Genomic DNA, 22,476 nt, shown 5'->3' with positions numbered 1-22,476 from the left:
CTGCGGCGACCTGCGGCCCGGCCGCCGTCTCGCCGAGGTCGGGCCACGCCCTGGCCGATTGGACCAAGTCGGTTCCTTGTGAGGAGCGTTGAGTAGCTGGATACTCCGTCTGACTGATCTGAATCTGTTCGAGGGGGACGTTATGGATCTTGTTCAGTTAGCGGAGCGCTCTGCTGCGATCACGGGGGATTTCCTGCTGGCGTCGGTGACGGGCGCGGCGGGCCAGGCCAGTTCTGCTGCGGGGGCCGCGGTCGTGCAGCTGGTGATGGGGAGGCTCGGTCTCAGCCCGGCCACGTCCGAGACTGTTCCGGCACTGCGGGCTGCCCCGGATGACCCGCAGCAACGGTCGGAGTTCGCCGCTGTTCTGCGGGATGTTCTCGCGCAGGACCCCGGGTTTGCCAGCTCTCTTTCTGAGGCAGTCCAGGCCGCGGAGCGCAATGTCCACGTAGTCGCCGACCGGGAAAGCTTCGTCACGGTCGACTCTCCTGTCACGGCCCACGGCCGCGGGACTGCAATCGGTCGTGACCAGCACAACACCAAGCACACGACAAAGAAGACGGGCGCCTTGTGGGCTGCAGCTGTCGCCGCCATAGCCGTACTTGGTGGGGGAACCACTTTCATGGTGACGCAGAGCAGTCCCGAGAGCAGTTCGCAGGAGCAAGCCGAAAAGGCTGCGGTCGACTTCGTGAGGGCCGGGTACAACGACGATGTCGAGACCATGTGCGGGCTGACCTCCCCCAAGCAGGACGGCAGTATCGCGCCCTGCCGTACGGAGGAGACAATGCAGAAAGCGATAGAGGACGTGAAGGCAAGGCCCGTCCCGGACGAAAAGTACGCCGCCGCGTCACGGGGTTGGAAGGCTGAAAAGTCGAATCTGCCCAGTCACAACACGGCCCTGGTGACAACCATCAACAACCAGATCGGCATTGCAGTCGTCGTCCACCTGACCCACGAAAGCGGTGACTGGCGCGTCATCGGAACGGAAAGCGCCCGCATCTCCTGAACTCGCACGCGGCCACCCAGAGGGCCGCAGGCGGAGTCGGAGAAGGCGTTGGCGACCGTCCGCACTGCCTTTGCGCACGGTCGTAGGCTCACCGTGAAGGCGGAAGAACATGCTTGGCGATTGCGGGAGCGTCTTCAGGTAGCAGGTTCCGGGCTGGGCAACTGCAGCGAGGGCCGGGTCCCCTGGCGGTTCGGCGGGTGCCGGGGCGGGGCGGACGGCCTGGCGGACCACGGCGCGCACCGCGGGCTCATCGAGGGCTTGGAACACCGACGCGCCCCGCCGCGTTGGCCGAAGCAGCTGTCGCCATCGAGCGCGCCGCGCAGCAGCCGCCGGTCGGTGTCAGTCGCCGCGCGGTCGCCAAGCTTGGCCCAGGCGGGTGGAGACGGTGACTGCCCACATCCACATCAGGATGCCGATGACCAGGACGACTCCCGCCACTGACCAGAGCAGTTCGCGGGTGATGTAGGACACGCCGTTGGCGTTGATGGGAGCGGCCAGGGCAGCTGCGACGGCGGTGCCGGCCAGACCGGCGAGTGCGAGGGGGGCCAGGACGGCCCACGCGGCGCTCGTCCGGAAGACCCGCAGGCCACCGGTCAGGACGGACAGTGGTGCGAGCGCCCGTCCGTGGCGGAGGAACTCCGCCACGCCGCTGAGTCCGGCCGTCACGGCGAGCACGGCGATACCGAATACGCCGAACAGGACGCTCCAACGGCCTTGGTCCTGGTTGGGCATGCCGGCGGTCAGCTGGTCTTCGCCCGGAGCGCCGATCCGCGCGCCGCGCGGAAACACCTCGTACGACAACTTCTTGAGGGCGGGAACGGAGAGATCGTTCCCATCGGGGCGCAGAACCGCGAAGGTGGCATTTTCGCTGGAAGCGGCGGCGAGTCGGGCGAGCGTGTCGCGGGTGGTGCGGCGGATGTCGAGTATGAGAGCGCCGTGGGGTGTCCAGCGGACCAGTTCCCGCAGCCTTGGATCCTCTGGCACGCCGTCCGCCCGCGCGCCGTGCGGAGGGCATGGGAGTCGCAGGGCGGTGAGGGCTGTGCAGTCGCCGTACAGGGTGATCGGCCCGTTGTGGTTGTTTGTCGGTGGAGTGAGCAGTACGGCCTCGGTGTCCGGGAGGCGTCGGAGGAAGGTGGTCATGTCGGCTGTGGTCACAGTGCCGCGGGTACCGACGGAAACAGCGCTGCGGCCGATGCGGTTGAGGGTGTATCGGGCGTCGGTGCTCTGCGATGCGAACAGGTCCTGCCAGGCGATGGCCTGCATCAGCACGATGAGCGCCACGGTGATGCCGGTGACCAGGCGGGCGGTGGCTCCGGGATGTGTGCTGGTCCGGCGTCCCGCCACCAGGGTTCCGGCGAGGCCGTGTGTCTGTCCCTGTCGGGTGAGGACCCGTCCGGTGGCCATTGTGACGGTTGCTACGGCGGCGGGGAGGGTGAGCATGGTGCCCGCGGTACCTGCCCAGCCGAGGATCATGTGCCAGGCGGAGCCTGGTCCGGCGAAGTCCGGTCCGCGTATCGCGACGAGCATCATGACCGGGCACAGGGCGGCCAGACGGGACATCCAGGTGTTTCTGGCTGCGCTGCGGGGCCGGGTCCCGCCGCCACCCCGGCGCGGAGCGAGGTCCGCGATGACCACCGCCGCGAGGACGACGAGGAACGCCACCACGGGCACCAGCGCGATTCCCCAGCCGTGCTCGCGAAGATACGCGGAGAAGAGCGCATAGCCGGTGTGGGGAATCCGGAGGTCACGCAGCATCGCCGTGGCCACGACTGCCGCTCCGAGGGCGGCGCCGATCAGGGCCGGGAGCTGGGCCTCGCCGACCGCGACGAGGGCACGGTCGCGTCGCTTGCCGCCCAGAGCGGCGACGAGCGCGGTCCTGCGGTCGCGGGCATGGGCACCGATCCGTACCCCTACCACCAGCAGGGCGAGCCCGGGCAGAACGACCATGCCGGCCACGACGGCCTCGAACATCCACTCCGGCTTGTTGTCGTACCGGCCCGAGCCGGGTTCGAGGCCGGTGGCGACCTGTCCGGCAGTCGGGCCGAACCCGCTGACCAGTGCGCTCGGCGGCCGCGCTCCCAGACCGTCGCGCGGGCGGACGTACGCGAGCCACTCGGACGACTCGTCCAGCCCCACCGACCCGATGGTGCCCGCCAGTTCGCCGTAACGGTGGTCGATGTCCTCGTTCGCGCCGGCCTCCCGGAGCGCGGGGGAAAGCACCGCCTGCCCCGGTGCCGGCCAGTGGTCCACACCGGGCGGAAGCGGCGCGTCCCCTCGGTGAGGGGCGAGGTACACCACACTGAAACGCCGCTCCCCGTCGAGCGTGTCCGATCCCACGAGCCAGACGGTGGAACTCTCCGTCCGCTGCGACGCGCGCTCCACCACGGGGGTCCGGGCCACCCGCCGTTCCTCCTGGCCCGTATACACGGCGTGCACCGCGACCAGCGTGCCCAGACCGAGGACGAGGACGACCGTCGCGAGAAGCAGCGCGACGAACCGTGCTCCGCCCGCCTCCGAGCGCCGGCCCGCGACCCGGCCGACTGTCAGGAGCCTTCGCGCGAGCCCCCGCGAGTCGCCTACGCCCTTCACTCGGCCGCTCCCTTGATGACCGTTTCCAGTGTTCCGGCGGAGAGCCGGAGCACACGGTCGGCGCGCTCGGCGATGCCCGGGTCGTGGGTCACGACGAGGAGCCCGCAGGAATGACGCCGGGGCAGGGCGAACAGCAGCTCCGCGGTCCGGTCGCGGGTCTCGGCGTCCAGCGCACCGGTCGGTTCGTCGGCCAGTACGAGGGCCGGTTCGTTGATCAGTGCCCGGGCCACCGCCGTACGCTGCCGCTCACCGCCGGACAGCTCCTCACTGGTCGTAGCACTTGGCACTCCGAGGTCGTCCAGCAGACGCTGCGCCCGCTCGCGTGCGTGGCCGCGGCTGTCGCGGGAGAGCAGGGAGGCGAGTACGACGTTGTCCAAGGGGCTCAGTTCCGGGAGGAGTTCGCCGAACTGGAAGACCATGCCGATCGCCCGGGCCCGCAGCGTGGCGAGCCGCGATTGCCGCAGCCCCACGATCTCCGTGCCGGCCACCTTCACCGAACCCGCGTCCGGACTGATCAGGCCCAGCACGCACGACAGAAGTGTGCTCTTCCCTGATCCGCTGGGTCCGGTCACGGCCACGGACCCTCCGGCACGCAGCGAGAGGGCGAGGTCCGCGAAGAGCGTTCGCTCGCCTGCCTTGTGTCGCAACCCCGTGATCTCCAGAACGGGTTGCCCGTCCCCCGACTCATGCACCGTACCCACTCATCCTGTCCTCGCTGTGCTGTTGTGCGTGCCCGGAACGCGACCGCGCGGTGGGACGGTCCGGACCGTCCCACCGCGACGGAATGCTGACTACCGTCCGTCTCCGGGGCGGTCATCCTGGCCGCACCGGTCCGGCTGCGCGGCGAGGTCGACACACGCGGTGACCTTGGGGATGTAGTTGGTGGTTCGTTGCTGCTCACCACGGTGGTCCCGTTGCCGCTCTGGTTGGCGAGCCGTAGCCCCGTGTTGCACAGACGGACCCGACGCGGTTACCTGCTGCGGATCCTCGGCGAATAATTCTCGCCTCTCCGCCGCAGCGCCGCCACGCTCTCACGGCGGCGAATATGCCTCAAGCGATTCGGTGAAGGCGAAACGGAATCACTCACCATCGGAATGCTACATTCCGTCACTGCCCCTGGAATCGAGAAGGGTAAAAGTTGCAATGTGCGCAATTCGAGGTGCCAATCGATGGATTCGTCACGCACCGTCCACCGGTGATCTGCGCCACATTAATCCACGAGAGATAGTTTTAGCCGGAATCATTGGCTGAAACCGTAAGAACATGAGGGCGCATTCCCGCCCGGAGGTCAAAAGGTTGCGTCATCTCCAGTAGGTGGCAGTCATGCACGACAGGTATAAATTGAGCCAATCAAACAGAATTCGCCAAATATCGACTTCGCGCAAAATGCTTCTCTACAGCCGTCTCGGCACTCCAGCGAAACCATCGCGCCACTGGTGATGGGCCGACGACGGCTGCGCGGGACGGTCCCGCCGGATCCGGCGGGGCCGCGCGCTCGTACCTGCAGCAGGTGTCAGGACGTGAGCCCCAGAACGCGGACCGTCTCGCCGGACCACCGCTCCGGTCCCGCAGCCGGCCACAGGATGAGGCTGCGGCACCAATTTGTGGTGATGCTGTCGTAGGACACGATGTCGGCGAACTGGGTGACACGCCCAACCTCGGGCCAGAAGGGCGCAAGGGCTCGGGACGCGAGTTCTGCCGGACCATGAAACGTGGTACGGCCCCTTGCTGGCCACCGAATGGAAGGCCCTGGTCGCGTGCGAGATGACCGAGCGGCGGGCCACTCACGGACCGTCGCGCTGACCGGCCTGCGGGATGCTCAGCTGCTGCGCGTGAAAGTAGCGATTTCGCACTGGTCGGGGTCGCCGACGTAGCTGTAAAGGTACGGGTCGTCCCGGCTGCCGCCGACGTCGAAACCCTCCCCGTAGGTCCCCCCATTTTTGGCATCGCTGTTCCAGAAGCCGCTGATCTTATGGAACGTGAAGTCAACAGGCCAGTCGAGGTTGGCGCCGGCAGTCAGCTCCCATGTTCCGCTTCCTGTTCTGCTCCGCGGGTCACCGGTGGCGCCGTCCAGGCCCGTGGGCCACCCGACGGTAGCGAACGTTCCATTGTTCCTGAGAGTCACTCGTCCGGAAGAGTTCTGGTAAGTGCCGACCAGATCCTGGAAGGTGAGCCCATCGGGCCGCTGGCCCGCACCCGAACACCAGGAGTTTCCCGCGGTGCACCCAGTGGTGGTCACTGATGCAGCCACGATCAGTGTGCATGCCAGACCAGACAGCCTTCGGCGCATATTCCCCCCGCTCAATAGACTCAACACGGGGCAGTATTCCCGTGGTCCTGTCGTACCGGGTCCCGGGGCAGGGCTTCGGCGTAGTCGGCGGGTGCCTGTCTTGTGATCACGCGAGGCCGAGGAGTGCGAGGGGCCGGCGTAGGTCGCGTGCGTTGCGGCGGAGGCCGTCGGCCCGTGGCCTCGCGGACCTGCTCCGCGCCGGCATCGTCGGGATCGAGCTCTCCGACCGCTGAAGCTCAGTGAACGCTTCGTATGGCGATAACCGCCGCATGAAGCGCTCACGCGGAACCGAAACCCCTGAGGTCCCTGAGGTCAGTCCTGATCTTGGGTGTACTGGGCCGCGTACCAACTGGAGTCGATGGCGGGGTTGCGCAGCGCCCCCCAAAATCGGTCGTCAGGTATCGGTGGCATTGACGGATGGCCCAGGTCCGCATGCAGATCCGCACGCCAGTCGAGAGTGAAGTGACTCCGGGTCTCCGCGCTCTCGCACACGGATCTATAGGGGGATCCCCAGATCCCGAGGGCTATCTTCTCCGCGGCCCACCTGCGAGTGACGTCTCGGCCGGTGTCGGCCTGTGCGAGCACCGCGCGGAGTCGCAAGGCGAGCGGGCCGGTTTGGTCCGGCCGCGGTAGGGCCACACCACGCTCCCACGCGTCCAGGGCTGCCTTGACCTCCGGGTAGTTGTTCAACCCCGTTTCGACCGCCAGTCTGCGCAGCTGCTTCCGCGCGGCCTCAACCACCTGCTCATACGGCAGGACTGCGATCAGTGCACCGAGTTCCTCATGTCCGTCCAGGTGGCTCACGTGGAGGAGGTCGGTGGGGCTGTGGGACAGGTCCAGCTCTGGCAGCTGCTCATCCGGTGCGGGAAGGGGCTCGTCGGCACTGCACTGCGGCCTGGCAGGCAGAGGCGCCTCCCAGAACAGTCGGCCGTTGAAGGTGACGACACCAGCCTCCTGGCCGCGCTCAAGCATGTCGGCCAGTTCGGCCAGATACCCACCCAGCGAGTCGGCCTGCCCAAATCTGGTGCCGGTCTCGTCGAAGAACCGTCCGATCGCACCGAAGGAGTCCCGCTCAGTACGGCAATCCATCAGGAGACCGTCCGACGTCACGTCATAGGAACCGAACTTTACGTAGCTGCGAAGCCAGTAGTCCTCGGCCTCCCCGTCGGGGCCTTGGTCGATGCCGCGCATGAACTCGGTATCCCCGAGGGTTCCGCTCACTCCGAGCAGCCGGTCACCCGTACTGAACCGGAAAGCCTCAGGCCCCTCCAGCGCCCCGTTGTGCCGGAGAAGTGAAGCGACCAGGTCCGGAGGAAAGGTGACCCCCAGTTCTTCTTGCGCTGCCGCGATCTCCTCGTCTCCTGCGGGCGGCCGAAGCGTGGCGAAAGTGCGGGGCGCGTGCTCGCGCAGCCACGCGTCTATGCGAGTCCATGAGTCCTGGACCAGGTCTGATGTCATAGGGCCGACCTTAGAGCCAGCGGCTGACAACAGCTTGATCGTCGCTCACCGGCCTTGCCGCCAGGTTGGCGTTCAGGCCGACAAGCTCGAGTGGACTCCATCATCGAGGGGAGAGCCTGTTCCCCCACTTGTGCCGGGACGCCGTGCAGGCTCGTAGGTGGGGACCGCGATGTTGTCCGCGTCCACGAGCATGTCCTCGACGACGACCCGGATGTCCGGGAACATCGCGTGGAGCCCGCTCCACGCCTTCACGACGCTGTCGGTGCCCAACGGGTGGCTCACGAAGCTGCCGGAGAAGATCGTCTTCGCCGCGGTGAGGTCACGGGCATTGAACGCCTCATACATGCGCTGTGCGATGGCTCTTGCGTCGTCCGTCATCTCACGCTTCCTGTCCAGGACATGCAACCTGCGCGAGATGCTGATCCCGCGAAGGCAGCGAAGAACTTCGTCCCGGCGGGCGGGGTGTGGGCCAGGATGGCCGTCATGACGACACGGCACGGCCCGGCGCCCACCCCGATACCCGCCCCGGGTTCGCACCTGCGCGAGATGACCGACGAGGACTGCGGGGCCGTCGCGACGATCCGGGTGCGCGGCTGGCAGTCCGCGTACCGGGGGCTGATACCGCAGGCCTACCTGGACGCGATGGATATCGGCCGGCAGACGGCGGCCCTGCGCGAACGGCTCGCCGGGGGCGGCGCGGTGAACCTGGTCGCGGTGACGGACCCGCCGGAGACGCCCGGTCAGCCCGGACCGTCCGGTTCCGCGGAGACGCCCGGCCCGCCGGAACCGGAAGTCGTCGGCTGGGCCTGCTACGGCGCCTACCGCGAGGACGACGGGAGCCGGAGCGAGGGCGGCGAGCTGTACGCGATCTACGTGCGCCCGGACCGCACCGGCGCCGGAACGGGCGGCGCGCTCCTCGCGGAGGTCGCGGGCCGGGCGGCGGCGGACGGTTTCGCGACGCTGGCGCTCTGGGTGCTGCGGGAGAACGCCGGGGCGCGCCGCTTCTACGAGCGTGCGGGGTTCGCTCCGGACGGGGCGGAGGAGGACTTCGAGGCGGGCGGCCTGATGATTCCCGAGGTCCGGTACGTCCGGGCGCTCAGCCCGTCGGCTCCGGCCTGATGGTTCCCGAGGTCCGGTACGTCCGGGCGCTCAGCCCGTCGGTAGCCGGCCGCACTCCTCTCGCCCGACCGGCGCGGGAGGCGTACGAGTGGTCAGGGCGTGGTCGTGGGATCCCCGGCCAACGGCAGCCGGCCGAGGGCCTGGGCGGCTGCGCCGGAGAGCCTGGGGTGCGGCAGCGCCGACTCCAGGACGGGCCGGGCCCGGTCGTCCCCGAGCTGACCGAGCCCCTCGACGCATGCGAGCGCCACCCGCCAGTGCGGCCCCCCGGGCGCGAGCAGCCCCTCCAGGGTGGCGATCAGCGCGGGAGCGGACTCGGGGGCGCGCAGGGCGGTCAGCAGGCGCACCGAATGGAGGGCGTACGCGGAGCGCAGGGGGTTGGTGGCGAGCGCGGCGGCCGCGCGGGGCGTGCGTGGGTCGCGCAGCTCGGCGAGAGCGTGTGCGGCGCGGACGCAGCGCTCGGGGTCGCGGTGGTTGAGCAGCAGCACGAGGGCCTCGAAGGCCCGGCGGTCCCCGGCGCACCCGAGCCGGAAGGCGGCGAGTTCCCGGGCCCAGAGGGGGCGGCCGGGCTCGACGAGAACCCGGGCGAGCTCCTCCCGGTCGGCGGTGGCGGCGAGCCGCGCGCACTCCGCCTCCCCCGCCGCGCCCGCTTCGTCCCGCAACCGGTCCGTGAGCGGATCCAGCGAACCGTCGGGCACGTCCGCGCGCGAATCCGTGGGCAGATCCGCAGGCAGATCTGCGGGCGCATCCGTGAGCGATCTCGACTCCTCGTCCATGACGTTCAGCGTATCTTCGGACACGCTCCGTGCGGAGGGTGCGCACATGCGCACAGACGGCCGATCGCGAGCACGGACGGTCGACCGGCCGACCGTGAACCAGGGTGCGTGTGAGCCAGGGCACAGGAGTTCCGGGCTGGCGCGCTCATTACCCGCCAGTTACTCTCATGTGAGCGGGGCACTCCCCCGCAGGCTCCGGTGGCCTGGTGACGCAGCCATCCGGAGTGCATGTCGGTTCGGCGGTCTTCGCGAGACGCGAAAGCCTCCGTGTGACGCGACCCGGGACAGGGTCCGTCCCCTTCTCCGGGCCGGGACGTGTTTCCCGCAGCCCGGTCCGTACGCCCCGTACACCTCGACACGCCTTCCGCACGCGCGCGTTCCTTCGCCCCTCGTGCGCGCCGTGCTCCCTCACAGTCGTCACTCACCCTGGAGTCCCGTGATGGACACCCCGTTCACCACCATCGCCGTCGTCGGCCTCGGCACCATGGGCACCGGCATCGCCGAGGTCCTGGCCCGCGCGGGCCGCGAGGTCATCGGCATCGACATCGACCAGGCCGCGGCCCGCCGTGCGGTCGCCTCGCTGGAGGCCTCCACCGCCCGCGCCGTGCGCCGGGAGCGCCTCACCGAGCGGGAGCGCGGTGATGTCCTCGCCCGTTTCCGTACCTTCTCCGACCTGTCGGCCGCCGCCGACGCCGAACTCGTCATCGAGGTGGTGCCGGAGTCGTACGCGATCAAGCAGCAGGTGATCCGGGATCTGGACGCCGTGGTCGCGCCGGGCGCGATCCTGGCGACCGGCACCAACGCCCTGTCCGTGACCCGGCTGGCCGCCGAGTCGCTGCGGCCGGAGCGGGTGCTCGGGCTCCACTTCTTCAATCCGGCACCGGCGATGAAGCTCGTCGAGGTGGTCTCCTCGGTGCTGACCGCCCCGCCCGCCGTGGAGGCGGTGACCAGACTGGCGCGGGAGCTGGGCAAGGAGCCGGTCGCGGTCGGCGACCGCCCGGGATTCGTGGCGGACGGCCTGCTCTTCGGCTACCTCAACCAGGCCGCCGCCATGTACGAGGCGAACTACGCCTCCCGGGAGGACATCGACGCCGCGATGCGGCTCGGCTGCGGGCTCCCGATGGGGCCGCTGGCGCTGCTCGATCTGATCGGCATCGACACCGCCCGCACGGTGCTGGAGGCCATGTACGCGGCCTCCCACGACCGGCTGCACGCACCCGCCCCCGTGCTCGGGCAGCTCAGTGAGGCCGGGCTGACCGGCCGCAAGGCGGGCCGCGGCTTCTACGCGTACGCGGCGCCGGGCAGCCAGGACGTGGTCCCGGACGCGCTCACGCCGCACGAGGGCGCGGCGGGCGTCCCCGGGCGCCCGGTCACCGCGGTCGGGGTGGCGGGCTCGGGCACGATGGCGTCGGGCATCGCCGAGGTCTTCGCGAAGTCCGGGTACACGGTGGTGCTGGCCGCCCGGTCACAGGAGAAGGCGGACACCGCCAAGGGCCGGATCGCGAAGTCCCTGGAGCGCTCGGTCGCCAAGGGGCGGCTGACCGCCGAGGCCCGGGACGAGACGCTCGCCCGGATCACCCCGGCCGGTTCGCTGGACGCCTTCGCCGAGGTGGATCTCGCCGTGGAGGCGGTCGCCGAGGACCTGCTGGTCAAGCAGCAGCTCTTCGCGACCCTGGACAAGGTGTGCAAGCCGGGCGCGGTGCTCGCCACCACCACCTCCTCGCTGCCGGTCGTGTCCGTCGCGCGGGCCACCTCCCGGCCCCAGGACGTGGTGGGGATGCACTTCTTCAACCCGGCGCCCGCGATGAAGCTGGTCGAGGTGGTCCGCACGGTGCTGACCGCCGACGACGTGCACGCCACCGTGCGGGAGGTCTGCGCGAAGGTGCGCAAGCACCCGGTGGACTGCGGCGACCGGGCCGGATTCATCGTCAACGCGCTGCTCTTCCCGTACCTCAACAACGCGATCAAGATGGTCGAGGAGCACTACGCGACGCTGGACGACATCGACGCCGCGATGAAGCTCGGCGGCGGGTATCCGATGGGCCCGTTCGAGCTGCTGGACGTGGTCGGGCTGGACGTCTCCCTCGCCATCGAGAAGGTGCTGCACCAGGAGTTCCGCGACCCGGGGCTGGCCCCGGCACCGCTGCTGGAGCACCTGGTCGCGGCGGGATGCCTGGGACGCAAGACCGGGCGCGGCTTCCGCGAACACACGCGGCGCTGATCCCGTCCCCCGAGGTGGTGTCCGGCCGGTCGGGAACGACCTTGATCGGCAGGACACCACCTCGGGCGCACTCCCCCGCACCCATGGAGTACGTTCACACCATGTCCCAGCCCGCCAGGTCACCCCGTGCCACCGCCGCCTCCGACGCCCCGGAGAGCACGGCAGTCACCCGAGCCGCTGCCCAACGGCTCAAGATGCGCCGCGAGTTGGCCGCCGCGGCCATGGAGCTCTTCGCGACGAAGGGGTACGAGGGCACCACCGTCGACGAGATCGCCGGCGCCGCGGGCGTGGCCCGGCGGACCTTCTTCCGGCACTTCCGGTCGAAGGAGGAGGCGATCTTCCCGGACCACGACGACACCCTGGTGCGGGCCGAGGCGGTCCTGAACGCGGCCCCCTCCCACGAGCACCCGCTCGACACGGTGTGCCGGGGGATCAAGGAGGTCATGAAGATGTACGCGGCCAAGCCCGCCGTCTCCGTGGCCCGCTACAAGCTCACCCGCGAGGTACCGGCGCTCCGCGAGGCCGAGATCGCGTCGGTGGCCCGCTACGAGCGGCTGTTCACGCGCTATCTGCTGGGCCACTTCGACGAGCGCGACAGCCATGTCGGCAACGACGACCCGCTGCTGGCGGAGGTCGCCGCGTCGGCCGTGGTGACCGCCCACAACCACGTGCTGCGGCGCTGGCTGCGGGCGGACGGCAAGGGCGACGTGGAGAACCAGCTCGACCACGCCTTCGCCATCGTCCGGGAGACCTTCGGCACCGGTACGGGCATCGGCACGGGCATCGGCACGGGCCGGACCGCGGGCACCGAGCCGGCGAAGTCCGAGGCGCCGCCCGCCGCTTCGGTGACCGCGGACGGCGAGGTGCTGGTCGCGGTGGCGCGGACGGACGCCCCGCTGGACGAGGTCATGCGGACGATCCAGCAGGCGCTGAAGGAGCGCTGAGAGACGGGCCCACCGCCCGCTCGCAGCCTGCTCACCACCTGCTCACTGCCTGCTCACCACCTGCGGAGACCACCCGGCAGGCGCTCAGGCCGGCTCGGGCAGTCCGGGCCCGCCGACGGGCGCCGGGGACTCCCACGGCGGCGGGAGCACCCCCTCGCTCCAGCCCGCCAGCGCGTCCGCGTCGACGCAGAGGATGCCGCAGGCCGCCGCGTACTCGGCGGCGGGCGCGGTGAACTCACCGGTGGTCACCACGAGCGCCGCGTCGGCCCCGTGGACCGCGTAGCAGGTCCCGCCGAACCGCTGGAGATCCTGCGAGCCGACCTTGTTGGCGGGGCCGTAGCGCTTGCACTGGACGACGAGGCGGCGGCCGTCCGGGGCGGTGGCGAGCACGTCGGCGCCGAGGTCCCCGGCGCCGCCCACCCTTTCGACGTCCCGGCAGCCGTCGCGCCGGCAGAGGTCCGCCACGGCCTCCTCGAAGGCGTACGGGTCGAGGGCCGCGAAGTCCACCGGAGCCGGCTCGTACACGGGCTCGGGGACGAGCACCGGCTCGGCCCGCACCTCCGCCGCCACCGCCTCGTCGATCTCCGCCAGCGCGGTGTCCACCAGCTCCTCCGCCGCCTCGGTCACGGCTGCCGCGAGCCGGGCGGCACGCCTGCGCCTGCGGCGTCGGCGCAGCAGGAGCACCGCGCCCGCGAGGACGAGGAGGACGAGCACGCCCCGGACGACGGGATGGCCGCCGACACTCCCCCAGGCGCTGCGGAGCAGCACCCCGCCGAACACGAGCAGGAACGCGGCGAGGGCGAAGCCCACCGCCGTGCGCCGGAGGCTGAAGTCCCCGCGGCGCATCCGTGTGCGCCCGCCCATCGCTGTCGGCATCCCGTCCGCCACCCCTCGTCCCGTCCCTGTGTTCCTGCGGGACGCCCGCCCCGCGAGCCATGTGTCCCGCGAGCCCTACGCCCCGCGAGGTGCAAGATCATCCGGTCCGGCGTCTGCCCGGGATGAGGTGATCGACGCAGACGCGGCCGAAATTCGCTGGTCGGCGCCCTCGCGATGTGATCGGGTACGCCGATGTCCACACCTGAGCGACTCCTTGCCCTGTTCGATCACGAGATGCGGGAACACGCCCGCCCCGACGGCCCCGGCGCACGGGTTGAGCGGGACGGACCCGTGGTCCGCCAGAGCGGCGGCGACGACACCTGGAGCGCCGTGGTGTGGTCCTCGCCGACCCTCGACGAGGCCGGCGCCGACGCGGCCGTCGCGGCGCAGGTCGCGTACTGCCTGGCACGCGGTGTCACCTCCTTCGAGTGGAAGCTCTACGACTACGACCGGCCCGCCGATCTGGGCGACCGGCTGCGGGCGGCGGGATTCGTCCCCGAGCCGCCCGAGACGCTGATGGTGGCGGCGGTGGCGGACCTGCCGGCCGATGCCGGGCCGCCCGCCGGGGTCGAACTGCGCGAGGTCCACGACGAGGCCGGGGTGCGGCTGATGGCCGAGGCGCACGAGGCGGCCTTCGGTGCGGACTCCACCTGGCTGCGCGACCATCTGCTGGCGCGGCTGGCGGCGGCGCCGGAGGAGTTCTTCGGGCTGGTGGCCGTGGCGGACGGGGTGCCGGTGAGTTCGGCGCGGATGGAGCTTTACCCGGGCACCTCCTTCGCGGGGCTCTGGGGCGGGGGGACGCACCCTCGGTGGCGGGGGCGCGGCATCTACCGGGCCCTGGTGGCGCACCGGGCCCGTACGGCCGCCGCGCGCGGGGTCGGGTACCTCCAGGTCGACGCGTCCGCGGACTCTGCGCCGATCCTGGCGCGGCTGGGTTTCACGGCGCTCGCCACCACGACGCCGTACGTGTACCGCATCGCGCCGTAGCCCTCCTCCTGCGGGACAGACCGCACCAGAACGCCCATCGTGTTGCTCATGCGTGCCGACCGGATGACAGCTGAGAGAAATTTCTGGCACTCGGTGCCTTGTCAGCTGTCACGCAGTGCCATACGTTGAGGGTGTCCGGGCGGCCGGCGTACCGGGAACTCGACGTACGCCGGCTGTCCCCGAGGGCCCACCGTTGCCCGCGCGCCCGGACGCCTGCGTCACAGGCACCCTTCCGCTCCACCGAGCACGCCGAGCACCACCCGCCGAACCGACGGCACACCTCCAGACCGCACCGCTCCCTGCCCGCAGGGACCACCGAAGCGTTCCTCACCAGCGTTCCCCTGGCTCTCGGCCCGTTCGAGCAGGGGAGACACCACCCGCCGGAGGCATCACCGTGAAGGACATCCTGGACGCGATCCAGTCGCAGGAAAGCACCGCAGCCGACTTCGCGGCGCTGCCCCTCCCCGAGTCGTACCGCGCGGTGACCGTGCACAAGGACGAAGCGGGAATCTTCGAGGGGCGGGCCACCCGCGACAAGGACCCGCGCGAATCGCTCCACCTCGACGAGGTCCCGGTGCCCGAACTCGGCCCGGGAGAAGCCCTGGTCGCCGTCATGGCCAGCTCGGTGAACTACAACTCCGTCTGGACCTCGATCTTCGAGCCGGTCTCCACCTTCGGCTTCCTGGAGCGGTACGGCAGGCTCAGCGAGCTGACCAAGCGTCACGACCTGCCGTACCACGTCATCGGCTCCGACCTGGCGGGCGTCGTGCTGCGCACCGGGCCCGGCGTGAACGCCTGGCACCCGGGCGACGAGGTCGTCGCGCACTGCCTCTCCGTCGAACTGGAGTCGTCCGACGGCCACAACGACACGATGCTCGACCCCGAGCAGCGCATCTGGGGCTTCGAGACCAACTTCGGCGGACTCGCCGAGATCGCGCTCGTGAAGTCCAACCAGCTGATGCCCAAGCCCGCCCACCTCAGCTGGGAGGAGGCGGCGGCCCCCGGCCTCGTCAACTCGACCGCGTACCGGCAGCTCGTCTCGCGCAACGGCGCGGGCATGAAGCAGGGCGACAACGTCCTGATCTGGGGCGCCAGTGGCGGACTCGGTTCGTACGCCACGCAGTTCGCGCTGGCCGGTGGCGCCAACCCGATCTGCGTGGTCTCCAACGACCAGAAGGCGGAGATCTGCCGGCGGATGGGCGCCGAGGCGATCATCGACCGCAACGCCGAGGGCTACAGGTTCTGGAAGGACGAGAGCCACCAGGACCCGCGCGAGTGGAAGCGGTTCGGCAAGCGCATCCGCGAACTGACCGGCGGCGAGGACGTCGACATCGTCTTCGAGCACCCCGGCCGCGAGACCTTCGGCGCCTCCGTCTACGTGACCCGCAAGGGCGGCACCATCGTCACCTGCGCCTCCACCTCCGGCTACACCCACGAGTACGACAACCGCTACCTGTGGATGTCGCTCAAGAAGATCGTCGGCTCGCACTTCGCCAACTACCGCGAGGCGTGGGAGGCCAACCGGCTGGTGGCGAAGGGGAAGATCCACCCGACGCTCTCCCGCGTGTACACGCTGGAGGAGACCGGCCAGGCCGCCCACGACGTGCACCGCAACGTCCACCAGGGCAAGGTCGGCGTCCTCGCCCTGGCCCCGCGCGAGGGCCTGGGCGTGCGCGACGAGGAACTGCGCGCGAAGCACATCGACGCCATCAACCTGTTCCGCGACACCCCCGCGGAGCCGGCCGCCACCCCTTCCCGCGAGAACGTCTGAGGTCTCCCGATGACCGAACGTCACAAGGACCGTCCCTGGCTCATGCGGACGTACGCGGGCCACTCGACGGCCGAGGCGTCCAACGAGCTCTACCGGCGCAACCTCGCCAAGGGCCAGACCGGTCTCTCCGTCGCCTTCGACCTGCCCACCCAGACCGGTTACGACCCCGACCACGTCCTCGCCCGCGGCGAGGTCGGCCGGGTCGGCGTGCCGGTCTCCCACCTCGGCGACATGCGCCGGCTGTTCCAGGACATCCCGCTGGAGCAGATGAACACCTCGATGACGATCAACGCCACCGCGATGTGGCTGCTGGCGCTCTACCAGGTGGTCGCCGAGGAGCAGGGCGCCGACCCGGGCAGGCTCCAGGGCACCACGCAGAACGACATCGTCAAGGAGTACCTCTCGCGCGGGACGCACGTCTTCCCGCCCGGGCCCTCCCTGCGGCTGACCACCGACATGATCACGTACACGGTCAACCGCGTCCCCAAGTGGAACCCGATCAACATCTGCAGCTACCACCTCCAGGAGGCCGGGGCGACGCCCGTCCAGGAGATCGCGTACGCCATGTCCACGGCGGTCGCCGTGCTGGACGCGGTGCGCGACTCCGGGCAGGTGCCCCCGGAGAAGTTCGGCGCGGTGGTCGGGCGCATCTCCTTCTTCGTGAACGCGGGCGTCCGCTTCGTCGAGGAGATGTGCAAGATGCGCGCCTTCGGCCGGATCTGGGACCGGATCACCCGCGAGCGGTACGGCGTCACCGACCCCAAGCAGCGGCGGTTCCGCTACGGCGTCCAGGTCAACTCCCTCGGCCTCACCGAGGCGCAGCCGGAGAACAACGTCCAGCGCATCGTGCTGGAGATGCTGGCCGTCACCCTCTCCAAGGACGCCCGCGCCCGCGCGGTGCAACTCCCCGCGTGGAACGAGGCGCTGGGGCTGCCGCGCCCCTGGGACCAGCAGTGGTCGCTCCGTATCCAGCAGGTCCTCGCGCACGAGAGCGATCTGCTGGAGTACGAGGACATCTTCGACGGCTCGCGGGTGATCGGGGCGAAGGTGGACTCCCTGGTGGAGGAGGCGCTCGACGAGATCGACCGGATCGAGCAGATGGGCGGCGCGATGGCGGCCGTCGAGTCCGGCTATCTCAAGTCCGAGCTGGTCGCCTCGCACGCCGCGCGGCGGGCCCGCATCGAGAGTGGCGAGGAGAAGATCATCGGCGTCAACGTCCACGAGGCGACCGAGCCCAGCCCGCTCACCGCCGACCTGGACGGCGCCATCATGACGGTGGACCCGGAGAACGAGGCGCGGGTGGTGGCCGCCCTGCACGCCTGGCGGGACGGCCGCGACGAGGCGCGCGCCTCCGAGTCGCTGGCCGCGCTGAAGAAGGCCGCCGCCGGTACGGAGAACCTGATGGCGGCGACGGTCGAGTGCGCCCGCGCCGGGGTGACCACCGGCGAGTGGTCCTGGGCGCTGCGGGACGTGTTCGGCGAGTTCCGGGCCCCGACCGGGGTCTCCTCGGCGCCGGTGGCGGTGACCGCCGAGCCGGGCACCCCGCTGGCCGCGGTCCGCGCGAAGGTCGCCCGTACCGCCGAGGACCTCGGCTGCGGGCGGCTGCGGCTGCTGGTCGGCAAGCCCGGTCTCGACGGGCACTCCAACGGTGCCGAGCAGATCGCCGTACGCGCGCGCGACGCCGGCTTCGAGGTGGTCTACCAGGGCATCAGGCTGACGCCCGAACAGATCGTCTCCGCCGCGCTGGCCGAGGACGTGCACTGCGTGGGCCTGTCGATCCTCTCCGGCTCGCACGCCGAACTCGTCCCCGACGTGCTCCACCGGCTGCGCGAGGCCGGCGCGGACGACGTCCCGGTGATCGCCGGCGGGATCATCCCGCCCGCCGACGCCGCCGCTCTCGTCCGGGCCGGGGTCGCCGCCGTCTTCACCCCGAAGGACTTCGGTATCACGGAGATCATCGGCCGTATCGTCGACGAGATCCGCAAAGCCAACAAGCTCGACCCTCTGGAGGTCCCCGCATGACCACGCCCACGCCCGTGAACCGGCTGCGTCCCCGCCGCTCGTGTCTGGCCGTGCCCGGTTCCAACCCGCGCTTCCTGGAGAAGGCCCAGGGCCTCCCTGCCGACCAGGTCTTCCTGGACCTGGAGGACGCCTGCGCGCCGCTCGCCAAGGAAGGGGCGCGGCACACCATCGTCGACGCGCTCAACCAGGGCGACTGGACCGGCAAGACCAGGGTGGTGCGGGTCAACGACTGGACCACGCACTGGACGTACCGGGACGTCATCACGGTCGTCGAGGGCGCCGGGCCGAACCTCGACTGCATCATGCTGCCGAAGGTCCAGGACGCCGAGCAGGTCGTCGCGCTGGACCTGCTGCTCACCCAGATCGAGAAGACGATGGGCTTCGAGGTCGGCCGGATCGGCATCGAGGCGCAGATCGAGAACGCCAAGGGCCTGGTGAACATCGACACCATCGCCGCGGCCTCGCCCCGGCTGGAGACGCTGATCTTCGGCCCGGCCGACTTCATGGCGTCCATCAACATGAAGACCCTGGTCGTCGGCCAGCAGCCGCCCGGCTACGGCGCCGACGCCTACCACTACATCCTGATGCGCATTCTGATGGCGGCCCGTACGCACGACCTCCAGGCGATCGACGGACCGTTCCTGCAGATCCGTGACGTGGACGCCTACCGCGAGGTGGCCGGCCGCGCCGCGGCGCTGGGCTTCGACGGCAAGTGGGTGCTCCACCCGGGCCAGGTCGACGCGGCCAACGAGGTCTTCTCGCCGTCGCAGGAGGACTACGACCACGCCGAGCTGATCCTCGACGCCTACGACTGGTGCACCTCGGAGGAGGGCGGCAAGAAGGGTTCGGCGATGCTCGGCGACGAGATGATCGACGAGGCCAGCCGCAAGATGGCGCTGGTCATCGCCGGCAAGGGGCGGGCGGCCGGGATGCGGCGCACCTCGAAGTTCGAAGCCCCGGAGGCCTGACCATGCAGTTCGGACGCACCTTCGAGGAGTTCGAGGTCGGCGCGGTCTACAAGCACTGGCCCGGAAAGACGGTCACCGAGTACGACGACCACCTCTTCTGCCTGCTGACCATGAACCACCACCCGCTGCACATGGACAGCAACTACGCGGAGAACACGACCGACTTCGGCAAGAACGTGGTCGTCGGGAACTACGTCTACTCGCTGCTCCTCGGCATGTCGGTGCCGGACGTCTCGGGCAAGGCCATCGCCAACCTGGAGGTGGAGTCGCTGCGGCACGTCGCGCCCACCTTCCACGGCGACACGATCTACGGCGAGACCACCGTGCTCGACAAGACGCCGTCGAAGTCGAAGAGCGACCGGGGCATCGTGTACGTCGAGACCCGGGGCTTCAAGCAGGACGGCACCGTCGTCTGCGTCTTCCGGCGCAAGGTGATGGTCCCCACGCAGGAGTACATCGAGGCGCGCGGCGGCGAGCAGCCCGGCCGGCCCGTCCCCGTCAACCAAGCGAAGTCATAGGAGAAGCCGTCATGACGCGACTCGCCCGGACCGCAGGTCTGACCGACGTCCAGGAGGAAATCCTCTCCACCGTACGGGACTTCGTCGACAAGGAGATCCTCCCGGTCGCGACCGCCCTGGAGCACCGCGACGAGTACCCGGCTCAGATCGTCGAAGGGCTCAAGGAGCTGGGCCTGTTCGGGCTGATGATCCCGGAGGAGTACGGCGGGCTGGGTGAGTCGCTGCTCACGTACGCGCTCTGCGTGGAGGAGATCGCGCGCGGCTGGATGAGTGTGTCGGGGATCATCAACACGCACTTCATCGTGGCGTACATGCTCAAGCAGCACGGCACGCAGGAGCAGAAGGACACCTTCCTGCCGCGCATGGCACTGGGTGAGGTGCGGGGCGCCTTCTCGATGTCGGAGCCGGGTCTCGGCTCGGACGTGTCGGCGATCACGTCCAAGGGCGTCAAGGACGGTGAGGAGTACGTCCTCGACGGCCAGAAGATGTGGCTCACCAACGGGGGCACCTCGACCCTGGTGGCCGTTCTCTGCCGGAGTGACGAAGGACACCCGGAGGGAACGCCCCCGCACAAGTCGATGACGACCTTCCTGGTGGAGAAGGAGGCCGGCTTCGGCGAGGTCAGGCCCGGCCTCACCATCCCCGGGAAGATCGACAAGATGGGTTACAAGGGGGTCGACACCACCGAACTCATCATGGACGGACTACGCATTCCGGCCAATCGGGTCCTCGGCGGCACCACCGGCCGAGGGTTTTACCAAATGATGGACGGAGTCGAGGTCGGCCGGGTGAACGTGGCGGCGCGTGGTTGCGGCGTCGCTCAACGTGCATTCGAATTGGGCGTTTCGTACGCTCAGCAGCGTCAAACTTTCGGAAAACCGATCGCCCAGCACCAGGCCATCCAGTTCAAATTGGCCGAAATGGCCACCAAGGTCGAAGCGGCGCATGCGATGATGGTAAACGCGGCCCGCAAAAAGGACTCTGGGGAACGTAACGACCTGGAGGCAGGGATGGCGAAGTACCTCGCCTCCGAGTACTGCAAGGAAGTCGTCGAGGACGCCTTCCGCATCCACGGCGGCTACGGCTTCTCCAAGGAGTACGAGATCGAGCGCCTCTACCGCGAGGCACCGATGCTGCTGATCGGTGAGGGTACCGCCGAGATCCAGAAAATGATCATTGGCCGCCGACTCCTGGAGGAGTACCGCTTGCAGGGTTGATCGTCCCTTTCAGGGCGATTTGGCCGCGAAGAAGATCACATCCAGTGACGCTGGGGCGGGGTCTTCCAGCGGTCCGACTCGGCTGCTGGCTTGCCCAGTTGTGGCCACCAACCGATAGCATCGACGGAAAGCCGCCGTCCCCCGTTGCCAGCGCGGCATCATCCGCTACGAAGGTCATTCATGCCCGACAGCCTTACCTCCGCACACCGCGGCGGGGTCCGCATCGCTCGCGGAGCATCGCCGTGGCTCCTCCCGACCGTCGCCACCGCGGCGCTCAGCCTGACCCGGGCGCGCAAGTCCGGCCGCTGGGCGGCCGTGGCCGTGCCCACCACCGCACTCGCGGCGGGCATGCTGTGGTTCTTCCGCGACCCCGAGCGCGAGATCGCGCAGGGCCGGGTCATCTCCCCGGCCGACGGCGTGGTGCAGAGCATCATGCCGTGGAAGGACGGGCGCACCCGCGTCGCGATCTTCATGAGCCCGCTCAACGTCCACGTCAACCGCGCTCCGCTGGCCGGTACCGTGACGTCGGTCGAGCACGTTCCGGGCGGGTTCGTCCCGGCGTTCAACAAGGAGAGCGAGAACAACGAGCGCGTTGTCTGGCACTTCGACACCGAGCTCGGCGACATCGAGATGATCCAGATCGCCGGCGCGGTCGCGCGTCGCATCGTGCCTTACATCCCCCAGGGCACGAAGGTCGAGCAGGGCGAGCGCATCGGCCTGATCCGCTTCGGTTCGCGCGTCGACATCTACCTGCCGGAAGGCGTCGAGGTCGCGGTCGAGGTCGGCCAGGCCACCACCGCGGGGGTGACTCGAATTGACCGTGGTTGATCCGGACACCCAGGCCGACTGGGTGCCCGAGGCGGCCGACGAGGGTGACGGAGACGGCACCCAGGACATGCCCCTCTCACTGCGCTTGTCGATAGCGGACACCCTCACGCTCGGCAACGCCACCTGCGGGTTCATGGCGGTGTACTTCACCACCACGGGCATTCTGATCCCGCACCTCACGGGCAGTGACGAGTCGGGCATGGCGCGTCACTCCGCGGCCACCGCGGTGATCCTGATGCTGCTGGCGGCCGTCTTCGACCTCTTCGACGGTCTGGTGGCCCGCAAGCTGCGGTCGTCGCCGATGGGTGCGGAGCTGGACAACCTCTCCGACCTCATCAGCTTCGGTCTCGCGCCGGCGTACTTCGTCCTGGTCTACGGGATGGTCGCGGACGACGCGCACCAGCGGGTCTCGGCGCTCGCGGCGATCGTGGTGCTGCTGGCGGTGGTGCTGCGGCTTGCGCGGTTCTCCTGCGTGACCTTGAAGGACGGCATGTTCCAGGGCATGCCGAGCCCCTTCGGAGCGCTCACGGTCGTCTCGATCGTGCTCCTGGAGCTGCCCTTCGTGCCCACCCTCCTCGCGATCGTCGGGGTGGCGTGGCTGATGGTCAGCCGGGTCGAGTACCCGAAGCCGCGGGGTGTGCTCGCGGTGGCGATGCTCGGCTGGATCGTGGCCGCGATGGGGCTCCTCGTCGCCTGGGCGTTCGACGCTCCGGGCGGTCAGCTGCTCCTGCAGACCGGCTGCGCGCTCCAGGTCGTGCTGGGTGCGGTGATCCCGCTCTTCGCGACCGCGCGGCGGGTGAACACCTTCCGGGGCAACCGGCGAGAGGCCCGCGCGGCGCAGCTGCCGTAGCCCCCGCCGTACACACGTACACGGAGAGGCCCGGATGCTCAC

The 22,476-nt window shown here is 69.8% G+C and carries 19 protein-coding genes; 12 read left to right on the top strand and 7 right to left on the bottom strand.

Going from position 1 to position 22,476, the window contains the following annotated elements:
* The first annotated feature begins 88 nt into the window (after nt 1–88).
* The gene (locus tag OG599_RS29555; RefSeq protein ID WP_327179016.1) at nt 89–1,003 is read left to right on the top strand and encodes a hypothetical protein; all 915 of its coding nucleotides are present in this window, start codon (nt 89–91) and stop codon (nt 1,001–1,003) included.
* Nucleotides 1,004–1,342: 339 nt separating this feature from the next.
* Here the strand turns inward: OG599_RS29555 and OG599_RS29550 are convergent, their stop codons facing one another.
* From OG599_RS29550 to OG599_RS29530, 5 genes are all read right to left on the bottom strand, one after another.
* Nucleotides 1,343–3,592 carry an ABC transporter permease gene (locus OG599_RS29550; RefSeq protein ID WP_327179015.1) on the bottom strand — a complete coding sequence of 750 codons (2,250 nt, stop codon included), beginning with the start codon at nt 3,590–3,592 and terminating at the stop codon, nt 1,343–1,345.
* Nucleotides 3,589–4,284 carry an ABC transporter ATP-binding protein gene (locus OG599_RS29545; RefSeq protein ID WP_327180235.1) on the bottom strand — a complete coding sequence of 232 codons (696 nt, stop codon included), beginning with the start codon at nt 4,282–4,284 and terminating at the stop codon, nt 3,589–3,591. Before OG599_RS29545 ends, OG599_RS29550 begins: the two co-directional genes overlap by 4 nt.
* A 1,127-nt stretch (nt 4,285–5,411) precedes the next feature.
* Nucleotides 5,412–5,831 carry a hypothetical protein gene (locus OG599_RS29540; protein WP_327179014.1) on the bottom strand — a complete coding sequence of 140 codons (420 nt, stop codon included), beginning with the start codon at nt 5,829–5,831 and terminating at the stop codon, nt 5,412–5,414.
* Nucleotides 5,832–6,194: 363 nt separating this feature from the next.
* Nucleotides 6,195–7,340, bottom strand: coding sequence for an SMI1/KNR4 family protein (locus tag OG599_RS29535; protein ID WP_327179013.1), 1,146 nt, complete (start codon nt 7,338–7,340; stop codon nt 6,195–6,197).
* Nucleotides 7,341–7,412: 72 nt separating this feature from the next.
* Complete coding sequence (locus OG599_RS29530; protein ID WP_327179012.1) at nt 7,413–7,718, bottom strand: ester cyclase; 306 nt, start codon at nt 7,716–7,718, stop codon at nt 7,413–7,415.
* Nucleotides 7,719–7,823: 105 nt separating this feature from the next.
* On the opposite strand from OG599_RS29530, the gene OG599_RS29525 reads away from it, so the two are divergent.
* Entirely contained in the window at nt 7,824–8,459 is a 636-nt protein-coding gene (locus tag OG599_RS29525) for a GNAT family N-acetyltransferase (RefSeq protein WP_327179011.1), read from the top strand.
* A gap of 92 nt (nt 8,460–8,551) precedes the next feature.
* Here the strand turns inward: OG599_RS29525 and OG599_RS29520 are convergent, their stop codons facing one another.
* Complete coding sequence (locus OG599_RS29520; RefSeq protein ID WP_442809584.1) at nt 8,552–9,256, bottom strand: HEAT repeat domain-containing protein; 705 nt, start codon at nt 9,254–9,256, stop codon at nt 8,552–8,554.
* A gap of 415 nt (nt 9,257–9,671) precedes the next feature.
* Here OG599_RS29520 and OG599_RS29515 point away from each other — a divergent pair, with 415 nt between their 5' ends.
* Together OG599_RS29515 and OG599_RS29510 are read left to right on the top strand one after the other, a co-directional pair.
* The gene (locus OG599_RS29515) at nt 9,672–11,453 is read left to right on the top strand and encodes a 3-hydroxyacyl-CoA dehydrogenase family protein (protein WP_327179009.1); all 1,782 of its coding nucleotides are present in this window, start codon (nt 9,672–9,674) and stop codon (nt 11,451–11,453) included.
* 101 nt (nt 11,454–11,554) lie between these two features.
* A complete protein-coding gene (locus OG599_RS29510; protein WP_327179008.1) occupies nt 11,555–12,397 on the top strand; it encodes a TetR family transcriptional regulator in 843 nt (280 codons plus the stop codon).
* Between the two features lie 84 nt (nt 12,398–12,481).
* Here the strand turns inward: OG599_RS29510 and OG599_RS29505 are convergent, their stop codons facing one another.
* A complete protein-coding gene (locus tag OG599_RS29505; protein WP_327179007.1) occupies nt 12,482–13,273 on the bottom strand; it encodes a restriction endonuclease in 792 nt (263 codons plus the stop codon).
* Nucleotides 13,274–13,465: 192 nt separating this feature from the next.
* Between OG599_RS29505 and OG599_RS29500 the strand changes: the two genes are divergently transcribed.
* The 8 genes from OG599_RS29500 (at nt 13,466) to pssA (ending at nt 22,434) form a co-directional block, all read left to right on the top strand.
* Nucleotides 13,466–14,260, top strand: a complete 795-nt coding sequence (locus OG599_RS29500; protein WP_327179006.1) for a GNAT family N-acetyltransferase — start codon at nt 13,466–13,468, stop codon at nt 14,258–14,260.
* Between the two features lie 394 nt (nt 14,261–14,654).
* Nucleotides 14,655–16,031 (top strand): crotonyl-CoA carboxylase/reductase, encoded by a 1,377-nt coding sequence (ccrA, locus tag OG599_RS29495; RefSeq protein WP_327179005.1) that lies wholly within the window; start codon nt 14,655–14,657, stop codon nt 16,029–16,031.
* Nucleotides 16,032–16,040: 9 nt separating this feature from the next.
* Nucleotides 16,041–18,053: a protein meaA gene (locus tag OG599_RS29490; protein WP_327179004.1), complete on the top strand. Its 2,013-nt coding sequence runs from the start codon at nt 16,041–16,043 to the stop codon at nt 18,051–18,053.
* On the top strand, nt 18,050–19,021 hold the full coding sequence (locus tag OG599_RS29485) for an HpcH/HpaI aldolase/citrate lyase family protein (RefSeq protein WP_327179003.1): 972 nt from the start codon (nt 18,050–18,052) through the stop codon (nt 19,019–19,021). Before OG599_RS29490 ends, OG599_RS29485 begins: the two co-directional genes overlap by 4 nt.
* 2 nt (nt 19,022–19,023) lie before the next feature.
* On the top strand, nt 19,024–19,539 hold the full coding sequence (locus OG599_RS29480; protein ID WP_327179002.1) for a MaoC family dehydratase: 516 nt from the start codon (nt 19,024–19,026) through the stop codon (nt 19,537–19,539).
* 11 nt (nt 19,540–19,550) lie between these two features.
* Entirely contained in the window at nt 19,551–20,756 is a 1,206-nt protein-coding gene (locus OG599_RS29475; protein ID WP_327179001.1) for an acyl-CoA dehydrogenase family protein, read from the top strand.
* 180 nt (nt 20,757–20,936) lie between these two features.
* Nucleotides 20,937–21,584 (top strand): phosphatidylserine decarboxylase, encoded by a 648-nt coding sequence (locus OG599_RS29470; RefSeq protein WP_327179000.1) that lies wholly within the window; start codon nt 20,937–20,939, stop codon nt 21,582–21,584.
* Nucleotides 21,571–22,434, top strand: a complete 864-nt coding sequence (gene pssA / locus OG599_RS29465) for a CDP-diacylglycerol--serine O-phosphatidyltransferase (protein ID WP_442809582.1) — start codon at nt 21,571–21,573, stop codon at nt 22,432–22,434. Before OG599_RS29470 ends, pssA begins: the two co-directional genes overlap by 14 nt.
* The last annotated feature ends 42 nt before the right edge of the window (nt 22,435–22,476 follow it).

The sequence above is a fragment of the Streptomyces sp. NBC_01335 genome (genome assembly GCF_035953295.1).
Taxonomy (GTDB): domain Bacteria; phylum Actinomycetota; class Actinomycetes; order Streptomycetales; family Streptomycetaceae; genus Streptomyces.
The sequence above is the reverse complement of the archived record's forward strand: the minus strand, read 5'-3'. Positions and strand labels throughout refer to the sequence as shown.